The 13,475-nt window shown below is 63.5% G+C and carries 13 protein-coding genes and 1 pseudogene; 3 read left to right on the plus strand and 11 right to left on the minus strand.

All coding sequences use genetic code 11. From position 1 onward, the window contains the following. Nucleotides 1–21 precede the first annotated feature (21 nt). The 3 genes and pseudogenes from arfA to lipA form a co-directional block, all read left to right on the plus strand. Nucleotides 22–159: pseudogene (arfA, locus tag P3C50_RS16050) on the plus strand (alternative ribosome rescue factor ArfA); the annotation flags it as partial. A gap of 90 nt (nt 160–249) precedes the next feature. Beyond that, a complete protein-coding gene (locus P3C50_RS16055; RefSeq protein WP_275546780.1) occupies nt 250–1,506 on the plus strand; it encodes a lytic murein transglycosylase in 1,257 nt (418 codons plus the stop codon). 132 nt (nt 1,507–1,638) lie between these two features. Next, entirely contained in the window at nt 1,639–2,691 is a 1,053-nt protein-coding gene (gene lipA, locus P3C50_RS16060; RefSeq protein WP_017361986.1) for a lipoyl synthase, read from the plus strand. Between the two features lie 238 nt (nt 2,692–2,929). Here the strand turns inward: lipA and lipB are convergent, their stop codons facing one another. The 11 genes from lipB to P3C50_RS16115 form a co-directional block, all read right to left on the minus strand. Then, nucleotides 2,930–3,547 carry a lipoyl(octanoyl) transferase LipB gene (lipB, locus tag P3C50_RS16065; protein WP_026042033.1) on the minus strand — a complete coding sequence of 206 codons (618 nt, stop codon included), beginning with the start codon at nt 3,545–3,547 and terminating at the stop codon, nt 2,930–2,932. 5 nt (nt 3,548–3,552) lie between these two features. Further along, nucleotides 3,553–3,831 (minus strand): DUF493 domain-containing protein, encoded by a 279-nt coding sequence (locus P3C50_RS16070; RefSeq protein ID WP_013717173.1) that lies wholly within the window; start codon nt 3,829–3,831, stop codon nt 3,553–3,555. 201 nt (nt 3,832–4,032) lie between these two features. After that, nucleotides 4,033–5,208, minus strand: coding sequence for a D-alanyl-D-alanine carboxypeptidase family protein (locus P3C50_RS16075; RefSeq protein ID WP_013717174.1), 1,176 nt, complete (start codon nt 5,206–5,208; stop codon nt 4,033–4,035). A 108-nt stretch (nt 5,209–5,316) separates the two neighbouring features. Further along, complete coding sequence (locus tag P3C50_RS16080) at nt 5,317–6,330, minus strand: septal ring lytic transglycosylase RlpA family protein (RefSeq protein ID WP_275546781.1); 1,014 nt, start codon at nt 6,328–6,330, stop codon at nt 5,317–5,319. Further along, a complete protein-coding gene (mltB, locus tag P3C50_RS16085; protein WP_041980589.1) occupies nt 6,327–7,337 on the minus strand; it encodes a lytic murein transglycosylase B in 1,011 nt (336 codons plus the stop codon). The genes P3C50_RS16080 and mltB overlap by 4 nt, the downstream gene beginning before the upstream one ends. Nucleotides 7,338–7,355: 18 nt before the next feature. Further along, on the minus strand, nt 7,356–8,459 hold the full coding sequence (gene rodA / locus P3C50_RS16090) for a rod shape-determining protein RodA (RefSeq protein WP_174447369.1): 1,104 nt from the start codon (nt 8,457–8,459) through the stop codon (nt 7,356–7,358). A gap of 38 nt (nt 8,460–8,497) precedes the next feature. Next, nucleotides 8,498–10,390 carry a penicillin-binding protein 2 gene (gene mrdA, locus P3C50_RS16095; RefSeq protein ID WP_013717178.1) on the minus strand — a complete coding sequence of 631 codons (1,893 nt, stop codon included), beginning with the start codon at nt 10,388–10,390 and terminating at the stop codon, nt 8,498–8,500. Nucleotides 10,391–10,400: 10 nt separating this feature from the next. After that, on the minus strand, nt 10,401–10,868 hold the full coding sequence (gene rlmH / locus P3C50_RS16100) for a 23S rRNA (pseudouridine(1915)-N(3))-methyltransferase RlmH (protein WP_013717179.1): 468 nt from the start codon (nt 10,866–10,868) through the stop codon (nt 10,401–10,403). Between the two features lie 9 nt (nt 10,869–10,877). After that, the gene (rsfS, locus tag P3C50_RS16105; RefSeq protein ID WP_026042034.1) at nt 10,878–11,231 is read right to left on the minus strand and encodes a ribosome silencing factor; all 354 of its coding nucleotides are present in this window, start codon (nt 11,229–11,231) and stop codon (nt 10,878–10,880) included. 65 nt (nt 11,232–11,296) lie between these two features. Then, the gene (nadD, locus tag P3C50_RS16110) at nt 11,297–11,956 is read right to left on the minus strand and encodes a nicotinate-nucleotide adenylyltransferase (RefSeq protein ID WP_013717180.1); all 660 of its coding nucleotides are present in this window, start codon (nt 11,954–11,956) and stop codon (nt 11,297–11,299) included. Beyond that, nucleotides 11,957–13,222, minus strand: a complete 1,266-nt coding sequence (locus P3C50_RS16115) for a glutamate-5-semialdehyde dehydrogenase (protein WP_275546782.1) — start codon at nt 13,220–13,222, stop codon at nt 11,957–11,959. It lies immediately after the preceding gene. Nucleotides 13,223–13,475 lie beyond the last annotated feature (253 nt).

Here is a 13,475-nt window from a genome sequence, read left to right on the forward strand (position 1 = left end):
ACATCTGCACGAGGAAACGCCATGAGCAAGAAAACCGGCAAACGGCCGAACAAGGCCAAATCCATCGTCGCCCAGCCCCTGTTTCGTTCCCGCCAGGAACGACCACAGAAAGGCAAAGGCAGCTATCGCCGTGAAGCCTCCCACAATTGGGAGGCTTCTTGCTTTATGGGGTTCTTCGCTACGCTGGTAGCCCAGAATTCAGTGCGAGCATGCTAAGGTAGCAGCCTGCTTAAACGCCTTGAGATAGACATGCCACACCAGCTTCCGCGTCGCGCCCTGGCCCTGCTTCCTCTCCTGCTGCTGGCGGCCTGCGCCCAGGCCCCGGCGGAGAACCTGCCCGCAGCAACGTCCCCGGCTGCGGCCCAGACCACAACCGAAGAACCGCTGACCAGTTTCGCCGACTGGCGTCAGGCACTGCGCGGCGAAGCGATTGCCGCAGGCATCGACGCGGCGCTGTTCGATCGTGTACTCGCCGGCGTCACGCCCGACCCGGCTGTGCTCAAGGCCGACAGCAGCCAGCCCGAGTTCACCCGCCCGGTCTGGGAATATCTCGACGGCGCCGTATCCTCCAGCCGTATTGGTCGCGGCCGTGTGTTGCTGGCGCAGCACAGCCTGGTGCTGGAACGCATCGAGCAGCAATACGGTGTCGAAGCCCCGATCCTGGTGGCCATCTGGGGCCTGGAAAGCAATTTCGGCAACAACATCGGCAGCCACAGCGTGATTCGCTCTCTCGCCACCCTGGCCTACGACGGTCGCCGCCAGGGCTTCTGGCGTGTGCAGTTGCTGGCCGCGCTGCAGATACTGCAGAACGGCGACGTGTCCAGCGAGCGCATGATCGGCTCCTGGGCCGGCGCCATGGGCCAGACCCAGTTCATGCCAACCACCTACAACCAGCATGCAGTGGACTTCGACGGTGACGGCAAACGTGACCTGTGGGGCTCCTCGACCGATGCACTGGCCTCGGCCGCGCACTACCTGCAGGCCTCCGGCTGGCAGCGCGGCCAGCCTTGGGGCTTCGAGGTGAATCTGCCCAATGGCTTCGACTACGCCCTGGCCGACCCCGATCAGCGCCGCACGCTGGCAGAATGGGCGGAGCTCGGCGTACGCCCGATGGCGCCGACCGGCGCAGCCGCCAGTGCCCGCGCCAGCCTGCAGCTGCCTGCCGGCCACAAAGGCCCGGCCTTCCTCTTGCTGGATAACTTCCGCAGCATCCTCAAGTACAACAACTCCACGTCCTACGCGCTGGCCATCGGCCTGCTTGCCGACAACCTGCTGCGTCCAAGCGAAGTCAAAGGGCAGTGGCCGCGCGGCGAACGCCAGCTGGGTCGTAGCGAACGCGTCGAATTGCAGGAACTGCTGACCAAGGCAGGATTCGATCCCGGCCCGGCGGACGGCATCATCGGCGCCAATACGCGCAAGGCCATCCGCGCCCTGCAGCTGCAATTGAACTGGCCGGCCGACGGTTATCCGAACGGCGAACTCCTGCAACAGCTGCGCGCTCGCTGAGGCCATGCGGGGCTGACACCCGCCGCGTTTGTCGACAGACGGCCTCAGCGTCTGCATACACCTTCTGTGGTAGACTGGCGGGCGGCCAAAAGCCACCTGCCCACGGAGCCTCTACCGGAGCCCAGATTTCCGATGTCCGACACCTCCTCGCCCAAATCCGTCGCCAGTGGCGAAAAATTCCGCACCGCCCAAGGCATCACCGCGATCAAGGATGGTCAGAAGCGCCGTGCTGCGGCAGAACCCCAGGTTTTTGAACCCAAGCCCAAGTGGCTGCGGGTCAAGGCTCCTGGCGGTAGCCGTTTCGAGGCGGTCAAGCGCAACGTCGGCGAACATCGCCTGAGCACCGTTTGCCAGGAGTCGCACTGCCCGAACATGGGTGAGTGCTGGTCCAACGGCACCGCTACCATCATGCTCATGGGCTCGGTGTGCACCCGCGCCTGCCGCTTCTGCGCCGTGGACACCGGCAACCCCAATGGCTGGCTGGATCTGGAAGAGCCGCAGAACACCGCCAAGTCGGTGGAGCTGATGGCCCTGCGTTATATCGTGCTGACCTCAGTGGATCGTGACGACCTCGAAGACGGCGGCGCCGGCCACTATGCAGCCTGCGTGCGAGCGATCAAGGAAAACACCCCGCAGGTGGTGGTCGAGGCCCTGACCCCGGATTTCGATGGCGATCACCAGGCCATCGAACGCGTGGTCGACTCCGGCCTGGAAGTCTTCGCGCAGAACGTCGAGACGGTCAAACGCCTCACTCACGTGGTCCGCGACCCTCGTGCCGGCTACGAGAAAACCCTCAAGGTGCTCGAGCACGCCAAGAAGCACCGCCCCGACGTGCTGACCAAGACCAGCCTGATGCTGGGCCTGGGCGAAACCGACGAAGAGATCATCGAGACCATGGATGACCTGCGCGCCATCGGCGTGGACATCCTCACCCTCGGCCAGTACCTGCAGCCGACGCGCAACCACCTCAAGGTGCAGCGCTGGGTCAGCCCTGAAGAGTTCAATCGCTTCCGTGACATCGGCCTGGAGAAAGGCTTCATGGAAGTCGCCGCCGGCCCGCTGGTGCGCTCCAGCTACCGCGCTGACCGCGTGTTCGAGAAGAACAACCTGGGCCTCGCTGCACCGGTTCCAGTGCCGGGCCAGGAAGTCAACGCCAGCCTCATTCCGGCGCTGAATCTGAACTGACCTCTTCACGACAGACGAAAGGGACGCCTCGGCGTCCCTTTTCGTTGCTGACAGGGCCGTAGGGCGTACCGGGACGTCGGCCGCTCGGAAGCAGTACGCCATTGGAGCTTCAGGTGATCGTCGTGCTGCCAGACCCTGGCGGACTGTTCGCTTCGCTCCTGAGTACGCCCTACGAGATGACAGCTCTCGCGGGATAAACGCAAGGGGCGCCCATGGCGCCCCTTTGTGTTTCTACTGCTTAGCGATATCCCAACCTGTCGCGCAGCGTCTTCTCCAGCCGTTGCGCCACCTCGTCGAGCGCAGGCGGCGCTTGCAACAAATCACGCATCTGCACCATCTTCAGCCCGGCATAGCCACAGGGGTTGATGCGCTGGAAGGGCGTCATGTCCATATCGACGTTCAGCGCCAGGCCGTGGAACGAGCAGCCACGGCTGACTCGCAGGCCCAGGGATGCGATCTTGTCGCCTGCCACATATACACCTGGCGCATCCGCCTTGGGCGCCGCCTCGATGCCATAGCCAGCCAGCAGATCGACCAGGCTTTGCTCCATGGCCGTGACCAGCTCACGCACGCCGAGATCGAGGCGACGCAGATCGAGCATTAGATAGGCCACCAGTTGGCCCGGGCCGTGATAGGTTACCTGGCCGCCACGCTCGACCTGAATCACCGGGATATCACCGGGCGCCAGCAGGTGCTCCGCCTTCCCAGCCTGGCCCTGGGTGAACACCTTGGGATGCTGCAGTAACCAGATTTCATCCGGGGTCTGCGCGTCGCGTTCGGTGGTAAGACGGCGCATGGCCTCCAGCGTGGGCTGGTAGTCGACCAACCCGAGGTGACGAACGACTAGCTCGGGCATGAGGATCACAGCACCATGTGCACGCGACCGGTCGCCCGCAGGTCGACGTGAATCGCCTGCAGTTGCTCGACGCTGGTCGCGGTGATTAGCACCTGAACGGAGAGGAAGTTGCCATTGCGGCTATCCCGCATCACCAGGGTCGAGGCGTCCAGGTCCGGGGCGTGACGCTGGATCACTTCGATCACCAGGTCAGAGAAACCATCGCCGGCAGTGCCTATTACCTTGATCGGGTAACGCTCGCAGGGGAACTCGATTTTGGGTGGCTGAACGTCGGTATCGGTCATGTCATCACCGGGCTCATGGCCCGTCCAGAAAGGTCCGCCACGAATTGGAGCGGACTGGATAAGTCAGGCGCCTCGACGAGGCGGTCAATACAAGGTGGCTAAATGAAACGGCGGAGCAGCACCCTTTACAATACGTAAATGGGCCCTGCTCCGCCGTTTTCAATGCTCAGCGACAATGTCGGTCGCTGCTGGCGTCTCCGGTCAGTTGAACAGACCGAAGAAGAACAGGCGGATGCTGTCCCACAGACGACGCAGCAGGCCGCCCTCTTCTACCGACTGCAGCGCCACCAGATCGGTGCTGCGCACCACTTCGTCACCCAGTTTGACTTCGACCTTGCCGATCACGTCACCCTGCTGGATCGGTGCTATAAGTTGCGGATTGAGCGTCATGCTCGCCTGCAATTTTTCCAGTTGGCCCTTGGGCATGGTCATGGTCAGGTCTTCGGCCAGGCCGGCCTTGACCTGATTCGTGGCGCCTTTCCACACGGTGGCCTGGGCCAGCTCGGTACCTTTCTGATAGAAGGTGCGGCTTTCGAAGAAGCGGAAACCGTAGGTCAGCAGCTTCTGGGTTTCCGCTGCACGGGCCTGCTCGCTGTCGGTACCGAATACCGAGGTGATCATGCGCGCACCATCGCGCACGGCCGACGCCACCAGGCAGTAGCCGGCCTCGGAGGTGTGGCCGGTCTTCAGGCCGTCGACGGTACGGTCACGCCACAGCAGCAGGTTGCGGTTGGGCTGCTTGATGTTGTTCCAGAGGAACTCCTTCTGCGAGTAGATCGCATAGTGCTCGGCGTCCTCGTTGATGATCGCGCGGGCCAGAATTGCCATGTCATGGGCGCTGGAGTAGTGCTCAGGATGCGGCAAGCCGGTGGCGTTCATGAAGTGGCTGTTCTTCATGCCCAGGCGCTCGGCAGTGGCATTCATCATGTCGGCGAAGGCATCTTCGCTGCCGGCGATGTATTCGGCGATGGCGATGCTGGCGTCGTTGCCGGACTGGATGATGATGCCGTGCAGCAGGTCGTCGACCGTGGCCTGGCTGTTCAGCGGCAGGAACATGGTCGAGCCACCGGAAGCCGCACCGCCGGTGCGCCACGCGTGCTCGCTGATGGTCACCAGATCCTGCTCGCCGATCTTGCCGTTGCGGATTTCCAGGGTGGCGATGTAGGCGGTCATCAGCTTGGTCAGACTGGCCGGCGGCAGGCGCTGGTCAGCGTTGTTCTCGACCAGGACGTTGCCGCTGGCGGCGTCCATCAGCACATAGGATTTGGCGGCCAGTTGCGGCGCCGCAGGCACCACCTGCTGGTTGGCCATGGCGAGTGGCGCGGCCAGAAGGGTAAGAACCAGTGAAGCACGTTGCACGAAGCTGGTGATGTTCATCCGTCTCTCGAAAATCGTTGCATGGGTTGTACGGCCCCAAGGGGCCATCTTTCGACTCGCCAGCAGGCAAGCCTCGGATTAGTCCGGCAAAAGCCGGTTAAGTTGCCATCAGTCGGCGCGGACCAGCGTGGGCTGGCCAAGGTTGGCCAGGCGCACGCTGCTCTGTAGCTGCTCAGCCTCGCCCTGATTGCTGATCGGCCCCATTCGGACCCGATGCAGAATCTGCTGGTCGCGTACCACTGAGCTGATGAACACCGGCACACTGCTGGTCTGGGTCAGCTTGGACTTGAGCAGCTCCGCAGCGTCCGGATTGGCGAAGGCTCCCACCTGGAGATACAGGCCAGAGGCTGCGAGTGAATCGTTTTTTTTTGCGTCGATCTGCACCGGCACCACCGCAGCGGCGTGCTGTGTAGGCGGCGGCGCGTACTGCTCGACGACCTGCGGTACAGGCTGTGCGACGGGCTTGGCAACGGCAGCCTTGGCCGGCTGATTGTTGGCCAGCACCAGCGGCACCGGACGGCCCTGTTGCGCCCACCACTCGTGCGGATCGATACCCTCGACCTTGACCCGTGCAGTGCCCTTCTCGGCATAGCCGAGTTTCTTCGCCGCAGCGAAGGACAGGTCGATGATGCGGTCGGAGTAGAACGGACCTCGGTCGTTGACCCGCAGGATCACGACCTTGCCGTTCTCCAGGTTGGTGACGCGCACGTAGCTGGGCAGCGGCAGAGTCTTGTGTGCCGCGGTCATGCCGTACAGGTCGTAGGTCTCGCCGTTGGCCGTGGCCTGGCCGTGGAACTTGGTGCCATACCAGGAGGCAGGACCGACCGCCTGATAGCGACGGGCATCCTGAATCGGGTAGTACTGCTTACCGAACACCACATAGGGGCTGGCCTTGACCGGCCCGTAATGCGGCATGGGAATGGCGTCCTGAATCTTCGAGACGTCAACGTCCCACCAGGGCGCGCCATCGCGATGCGGGCGGTTGAAATCATCCGGGCCGGAGATACCGGCCGACTGACCAGGCGTCACCGCAGACTGCGGTGCCCGATTGGAGGAGCAGCTCGCCAGCAACAGCGCTGCCGTTACGCAGGCTGCCAGCGGCAGCAGTTTGGACGCACTCATCGATTACCCCGTGCTTCGACCAGTAGCTCGGCCAGTTGATTGACCGCCATGGCATACATCACGCTGCGATTGTAGCGGGTGATGGTGTAGAAGTTGGGCAAACCGAACCAGTATTCGTCGCCTTCGGCACCCTCCAGACGAAACGCCGTCACCGGAACGTCTTCGGCCAGCTCGTCCTGGCTTTTCCAGCCCAGCTCGCGCAGCTCGGCGACGTTCTTCACCGGGTCCAGGCCCTGGGTCAGGCCTTCGTCGACACGAGCTCCGCTGACCTCGACGCGGCTGGCCACCTGGCCACCGGCCTGCCAGCCGTGACGTTTGAAATAGCTGGCAACACTACCGATGGCATCGGTCGGATTGCTCCAGATGTTGATGTGGCCGTCGCCGTCGAAGTCCACGGCGTAGGCGCGGAAGCTGCTCGGCATGAACTGCGGCAACCCCATGGCACCGGCATAGGAGCCCTTGAGCGAAAGCGGATCGACCTGTTCCTCACGAGTCAGCATGAGGAACTCGCGCAGCTCCTTGCGGAAGAACGGCGCGCGCGGCGGATAATCGAAGGCCAGGGTCGACAATGCGTCCATGACCCGCCAGCTGCCGGTGTTGCCACCGTAGAAGGTTTCCACGCCAATGATGGCGACGATGAATTGCGGCGGTACGCCGTACTCGGCCTCGGCTTTCTCTAGAGCAGCCTGGTTCTTGCTCCAGAACTCAACACCCTGGGCGATACGCTTGTCGGTGATGAAGATAGGCCGGTATTCCTTCCAGGGTTTGACCTTCTCAGCCGGACGCGAGATAGCGTCGAGAATCGCCTGCTTGCGCTCGACATCGGCGAACAGGGCATACAGTTGCTCGCTGGCGAAACCGTAGTCACGGGTCATTTCCTCGACGAACTCGGTCACCTGCGGCGAGTCCTGGTAATCCGCCGCCAACGCCTGGGCGCCGGTGCCGAGCATGCCGGCGATGCCGACTCCGATGAACGTACGAGCAGCCCAACTGCGCAGAGAATGCATTAACTCAAAACCCCCAAATCAAACCTGGGCGATCCACTTTCTGTGGGTGTGGATCGCCATCAATATCCCGAAGCCTGACAACAGCGTGACCAGATGGGTTCCGCCATAACTAATGAAGGGCAGCGGCACCCCAACCACCGGCAGCAGCCCGCTGACCATGCCGATGTTGACGAATACGTAGACGAAGAAGGTCATGGTCAGCGCCCCGGCCAGCAGCTTGCCGAACAGCGTCTGCGCCTGGGCGGTGATCACCAGGCCGCGCGCCAGCAGCAGCAGATAGAGCAGCAACAACAGACAGACGCCAACCAGGCCGAACTCCTCCGCGAGCACGGCAATGATAAAGTCCGTATGGCTTTCCGGCAAAAAATCCAGGTGCGACTGAGTACCCAGTAGCCAGCCCTTGCCCAGCACGCCGCCGGAACCGATCGCCGCCTTGGACTGGATGATGTTCCAGCCCGACCCCAGCGGATCGCTCTCGGGATTGAGGAAGGTCAGCACGCGGCGTTTCTGGTAGTCATGCATGACGAAGTACCACATGCCCACCGCGACCGGCACCACGGCAGCGGCGGCGCCGATGATCCAGCGCCATTGCAGGCCGGCCATGAACACCACGAATGCGCCCGAGGCGAGGATCAGCAACGAGGTGCCCAGGTCCGGCTGCTTGACGATCAGTACGAAAGGCACACCGATCATCGCCAGGCTGATGACGATGTGCTTGAAGCGCGGCGGCAGGTTGTGCCGCGACAGGTACCAGGCGATGGTCATCGGCATGATGATTTTCATCAGCTCCGACGGCTGGAAGCGGATCACCCCGGGGATATTGATCCAGCGTGTGGCGCCCATCGCGGTATGGCCCATGACCTCCACCACCATCAGCAGCGCGACGCCTATCACGTAGGCAAGAGGTACCCAGCGCGCCATGAAGCGCGGGTCGAACTGGGCGATCACCACCACCGCGAGCATGCCGATGCCGAACGAGGACGCCTGCTTGAGCAACAGGTCGATGTTCTTGCCACTGGCCGAATAAAGGATGAACAGGCTGCCAGTGCCGAGAATCAGCAGCAGTAACAGCAGCCAGCCATCGATATGCATGCGCTGCAACAGGCTGGCGCGACGACGCAGTACGTCCTCGTCGGACAGGGTACGGTCAAAATTGCTCATCATCGTTGACTGACCTCGGCAGGCTTGGGCATCGCGAACTCGGCCTTGAGCTGACCGGTTTCCTTGTCCAGCAGCCAGGCGTCCATGACCTGCTTGACCACGGGCGCGGCAACACCTGAGCCGGATTCCCCGTTCTCCACCATCACCGCGACGGCGATCTGCGGGTTGTTCGCAGGCGCAAAACCGATGAACAGCGCGTGGTCGCGGTGGCGCTCCTGCACCTTGTTGCGGTCGTACTTCTCACCCTGCTTGATCGCCACCACCTGCGCCGTGCCGCTCTTGCCGGCGATGCGATAGACCGAACTGTCGCCGACCTTGCGCGCGGTTCCGCGTGGGCCATGCAACACCTCTTCCATGCCATGGATGCCGTAATCCCAGAACTTCGGGTCACGCAGGACGATGTCGGGCATCGGATTGGGGTCCACGGGCAGACGACCATCGACGCTCTTGGCCAGGTGCGGGCGAATCCACTTGCCACGCGTGGCCATCAATGCGGTGGCCTGCGCCAGTTGCAGCGGCGTGGTCTGCATGTAGCCCTGGCCGATACCGAGAATCAGCGTCTCGCCGGGATACCAGGGCTGGCGATAGCGTGCCCGTTTCCAGTCGCGCGACGGCATCAGGCCGGCGGTTTCCTCGAACATGTCCAGCGCCACGCGCTGGCCGAGGCCGAAGCGGCTCATGTAGTCGTGCATGCGATCGACGCCCATCTTGTGCGCCAGATCGTAGAAATAGGTGTCGTTGGAACGGGCGATGGCCAGGTTGAGGTCGACCCAGCCGTCACCGCTACGGTTCCAGTTGCGGTATTTGTGGCTGTGGTTGGGCAACTGATAGAAGCCAGGGTCGAACACCCGCGAGGTGGGCGTGACCACCCCGGCATCGAGGCCAGCCACGGCCACCATCGGCTTGATGGTCGAGCCAGGCGGGTAAAGGCCGCGCAGTACCCGGTTGTACAGCGGCTGATCGATGGAGTCGCGCAACTCGCCATAGGCCTTGAAGCTGATGCCGGTGACGAAGGGGTTGGGATCGAAGCTGGGCTGGCTGACCATCGCCAGCACTTCGCCATTGTTCGGGTCGATAGCCACCACCGCGCCACGACGACCACCCAGGGCTTTTTCCGCGGCTTCCTGCAGGTTCACGTCGAGGCTGAGGACGATGTCCTTGCCCGGTTTCGGATCGACGCGGTTGAGTACGCGCAATACGCGGCCACGGGCGTTGGTCTCGACCTCTTCATAGCCGACCTCGCCGTGCAGTTCGTCCTCGTAGAAGCGCTCGATACCGGTCTTGCCGATATGGTGCGTACCGGCATAGTCGGTCGGGTCGAGGCGCTTGAGCTCCTGCTCGTTGATACGCCCAACATAGCCGACCGAATGAGCGAAATGCTCCTGCTGCGGGTAATGCCGCACCAGCTGCGCAGCCACCTCGACGCCCGGCAGACGGAACTGGTTGACCGCGATGCGGGCGATCTGCTCCTCGCTCAGCTCGAACAGGATCGGTACCGGCTCGAACGGGCGCCGCCCCTGGCGCACGCGGCGTTCGAACAGCGCACGCTCATCCTCGCTAAGCTCCAGCACCTCGACCACGGTGTCGAGCACGCTGAGCCAGTCACCGGCACGCTCACGGGTCACGGTCAGGCTGAAGCTGGGACGGTTGTCGGCGATGATCACGCCGTTGCGATCGTAGATCAGCCCACGGGTTGGCGGCAGAGGCTGCACGTGGATGCGGTTGTTTTCTGCCAGCGTGCTGTGATGCTCGTACTGGATCACCTGCAGGTAGTACATGCGCATGATCAGTACGCAGGTCAGCAGGATGATCACCACGCCGCCGACGAGCACGCGGCGCTTGACCAGGCGAGCGTCCTTTTCGTGATCCTTGAGGCGAATCGGCTGCGGCATGACTACTTGATCACTTGTGGTACGGGTGGCCGGACAATACGGTCCAGGCTCGGTAGATCTGCTCGCCAAGCAGGATGCGCACCAGCGGATGCGGCAGGGTCAGCGGCGACAGCGACCAGCGCTGCTCGCTGCGCGCGCAAACCTCAGGCGCCAGCCCTTCCGGGCCGCCGACCATGAGGTTGACGTTGCGTGCATCGAGACGCCAGCGGTCCAGCTCCGCCGCCAGTTGCTCGGTGCTCCATGGCTTGCCATGGACCTCCAGCGTGACGATACGTTCGCCGGGTTGCACCTTGCTCAGCATGGCCTCGCCCTCCTGACGGATCAGGCGGGCGACGTCGGCGTTCTTGCCACGGGTGTTGAGGGGAATTTCCACCAGTTCCAGCGGCAACTCGGCAGGCAGGCGCTTGACGTACTCCTGCCAGCCCTCCTCGACCCAACGCGGCATGCGCGAACCGACGGCGATCAGTTTGATCCGCACGGCTTGCGCTTACTCTGCGCTGTGCTGGGCGCGGCTCTGCTCGGCGCCCTGCCACAGGCGCTCGAGGTCGTAGAACTGGCGCGCGGTCGGCAGCATCACGTGCACGACGATGTCCCCGAGGTCGAGCAGCGCCCATTCGCCGCTGTCCAGACCTTCGCTACCGATCGGGCGTACACCCTGTTCCTTGACCTTTTCCAGTACGTTTTCCACCAGTGACTTGACCTGACGGCTGGAGCTACCGCTGGCGATCACCATGAAATCGGTGATGCTGGTCTTGTCCTTGACGTCGATCACGGTGATGTCGGTCGCCTTGATCTCTTCCAGCGCCGCCACGGCGATCTTGACCAGCTCGTCGCTGGGCATGTTCTGCTTACTCATAAAAACTCATTTGCCTCGTGTAATGGACGCCAGCGCACATGCATGGCGTTTCAAGCATTGGGCGCACGGTACAGATCGTGCGCCTGGATATAGGCCAGTACCGCATCCGGCAGCAGATAACGCGCCGAGCGGCCAGTTGCCAACAAGTGGCGAATCTGCGTGGCGGAAATCGCCAACGGAGTCTGCCAGATGAAACTGATTTGCCCGCCTGCACCCACCAGGCTCAACGGGTCGCTGACACTGCGCGCGGCCAGCAGATCGCGCAGCGCCTCCGGCGCTTCACTGTCGGCATCCGGCCGTTGCAACACCAGCAGGTGACAGTGCTCGAGCAGCTCCTGCCAACGATGCCAGCTCGGCAAACCGCAGAAGGCATCCCAGCCCAGCAGCAGGAACAGCTGATCGTCCGCTGCCAGCTCGGCACGCACCGACTCCAGCGTGTCCAGGGTGTACGACGGTTTGTCGCGGCGCAGCTCGCGGTCATCGACCGTCAGCCGCGTCTCGCCTGACACCGCCAGTTCGACCATGGCCAGACGCTGTTCCGCCGTCGCCTGCGGCGTGTCGCGATGCGGCGGTCTGGCGCTGGGGATCAGCCGCAGCTCGTCCAGCGCCATGAATTCGGCCACCTCCAGCGCGGCACGCAGATGCCCGATGTGTACCGGGTTGAAGGTACCGCCGAGCAGGCCGATGCGTCGGGCGCCGATCCGTTTCATTTATGTACGAATGTGTCCGTCGCCGAAGACCACGTATTTCTCGCTGGTCAGGCCTTCCAGGCCGACCGGGCCACGTGCGTGCAGCTTGTCGGTGGAAATGCCGATCTCCGCCCCCAGGCCGTACTCGAAACCATCGGCGAAGCGGGTCGAGGCGTTGACCATCACCGAGGAAGAATCCACCTCGGTGAGGAAACGCCGCGCATCGCTGAAGTTCTCGGTGATGATCGAGTCGGTGTGCTGCGAGCCGTAATGATTGATGTGCTCGATGGCCGCATCCAGCGAGTCGACAATGCGAATCGCCAGGATCGGCGCGTTGTACTCGGCGAACCAGTCGTCCTCGCTCGCTTCCAGCACATCGCCGCCGAGCAGCTCGCAGGTGGCGGCATCGCCACGCAGTTCAACGCCCTTGTCACGGTAGATGGCGGCCAGCGGCGGCAGCACGCGTGCAGCGACAGCCTGATGCACCAGCAGGGTTTCCATTGCATTGCACGGCGAGTAGCGCTGGGTCTTGGCGTTGTCACAGACGCGGATGGCCTTGTCGAGGTCGGCGGCGACGTCGACATAGACGTGGCAGACGCCGTCCAGATGCTTGATCACAGGCACCTTGGCATCGCGACTGATGCGTTCGATCAGGCCCTTGCCGCCGCGCGGGACGATCACGTCGACGTACTCCGGCATGGTGATCAGCTCACCGACGGCAGCGCGGTCGATGGTTTCCACCACCTGCACGGCAGCTGCCGGCAGGTCGGCCTTCGCCAGGCCCTGCTGGATGCAGCGGGCAATCGCCTGGTTGGAGTGAATGGCCTCGGAGCCGCCACGCAGGATGGTGGCGTTGCCGGACTTCAGGCACAGGCTGGCGGCATCGATGGTCACGTTCGGACGCGACTCGTAGATGATGCCGATCACCCCCAGCGGCACACGCATCTTGCCGACCTGGATGCCGGACGGCAGGTAGCGCATGCCCTGAATCTCGCCGATCGGATCGGGCAGGGTCGCGACCTGGCGCAACCCTTCGATCATGCTGTCGATGACCTTCGGCGTCAGCGCCAGGCGGTCGACCATGGCCGGCTCCAGGCCGCTGGCTCGAGCAGCGGCCAGGTCCAGTTCATTGGCGGCAGTCAGCTCGGCGCGAGCGGCGTCGAGGGCATTGGCGGCAGCGTGCAGCGCGCGATTCTTCTGCGCGGTGCTGGCGCGGGCGAGCACCCGCGAAGCCTGGCGGGCGGCCTGGCCCAGGCGGGTCATGTATGCGTGCACGGACTCGGTCATGGCGGCGGAGGTCTGGCAGTTGGAAAAAGGGGCTGATTATAGCCGGCTCGCAAGGCCGCGCCCAGCGGCGTCTGGCAAGCGGTAACCAGCGCGTCCGTTCAGGGCGAAGGCCGGACACACAGCAGCCTTGGCCGGGGCGATAGCAACGGACCGCACGGGGTCAGGTCTGGCGCGGGACCGTTCAGGCATTTTTAAGCTTGCTGTTGTTATGCTCGCCGCCCCGAGACCCCGACCGAGCCCGATGCGACAGATG

Origin of the sequence: Pseudomonas sp. Marseille-Q0931 (assembly GCF_940789645.1) — a bacterium.
In the GTDB taxonomy this organism is placed as follows: domain Bacteria; phylum Pseudomonadota; class Gammaproteobacteria; order Pseudomonadales; family Pseudomonadaceae; genus Aquipseudomonas.

Coding starts and splice junctions, on each gene's coding strand:
- P3C50_RS16055 (WP_275546780.1), top strand. CDS start 250: ATGCCACACCAGCTTCCGCGTCGCGCCCTGGCCCTGCTTCCTCTCCTG.
- mrdA (WP_013717178.1), bottom strand. CDS start 10,390: ATGCCGCAGCCGATTCGCCTCAAGGATCACGAAAAGGACGCTCGCCTG.
- P3C50_RS16080 (WP_275546781.1), bottom strand. CDS start 6,330: ATGAGTGCGTCCAAACTGCTGCCGCTGGCAGCCTGCGTAACGGCAGCG.
- P3C50_RS16075 (WP_013717174.1), bottom strand. CDS start 5,208: ATGAACATCACCAGCTTCGTGCAACGTGCTTCACTGGTTCTTACCCTT.
- P3C50_RS16115 (WP_275546782.1), bottom strand. CDS start 13,222: ATGACCGAGTCCGTGCACGCATACATGACCCGCCTGGGCCAGGCCGCC.
- mltB (WP_041980589.1), bottom strand. CDS start 7,337: ATGCATTCTCTGCGCAGTTGGGCTGCTCGTACGTTCATCGGAGTCGGC.
- lipA (WP_017361986.1), top strand. CDS start 1,639: ATGTCCGACACCTCCTCGCCCAAATCCGTCGCCAGTGGCGAAAAATTC.
- rsfS (WP_026042034.1), bottom strand. CDS start 11,231: ATGCCCAGCGACGAGCTGGTCAAGATCGCCGTGGCGGCGCTGGAAGAG.
- nadD (WP_013717180.1), bottom strand. CDS start 11,956: ATGAAACGGATCGGCGCCCGACGCATCGGCCTGCTCGGCGGTACCTTC.
- lipB (WP_026042033.1), bottom strand. CDS start 3,547: ATGCCCGAGCTAGTCGTTCGTCACCTCGGGTTGGTCGACTACCAGCCC.
- P3C50_RS16070 (WP_013717173.1), bottom strand. CDS start 3,831: ATGACCGATACCGACGTTCAGCCACCCAAAATCGAGTTCCCCTGCGAG.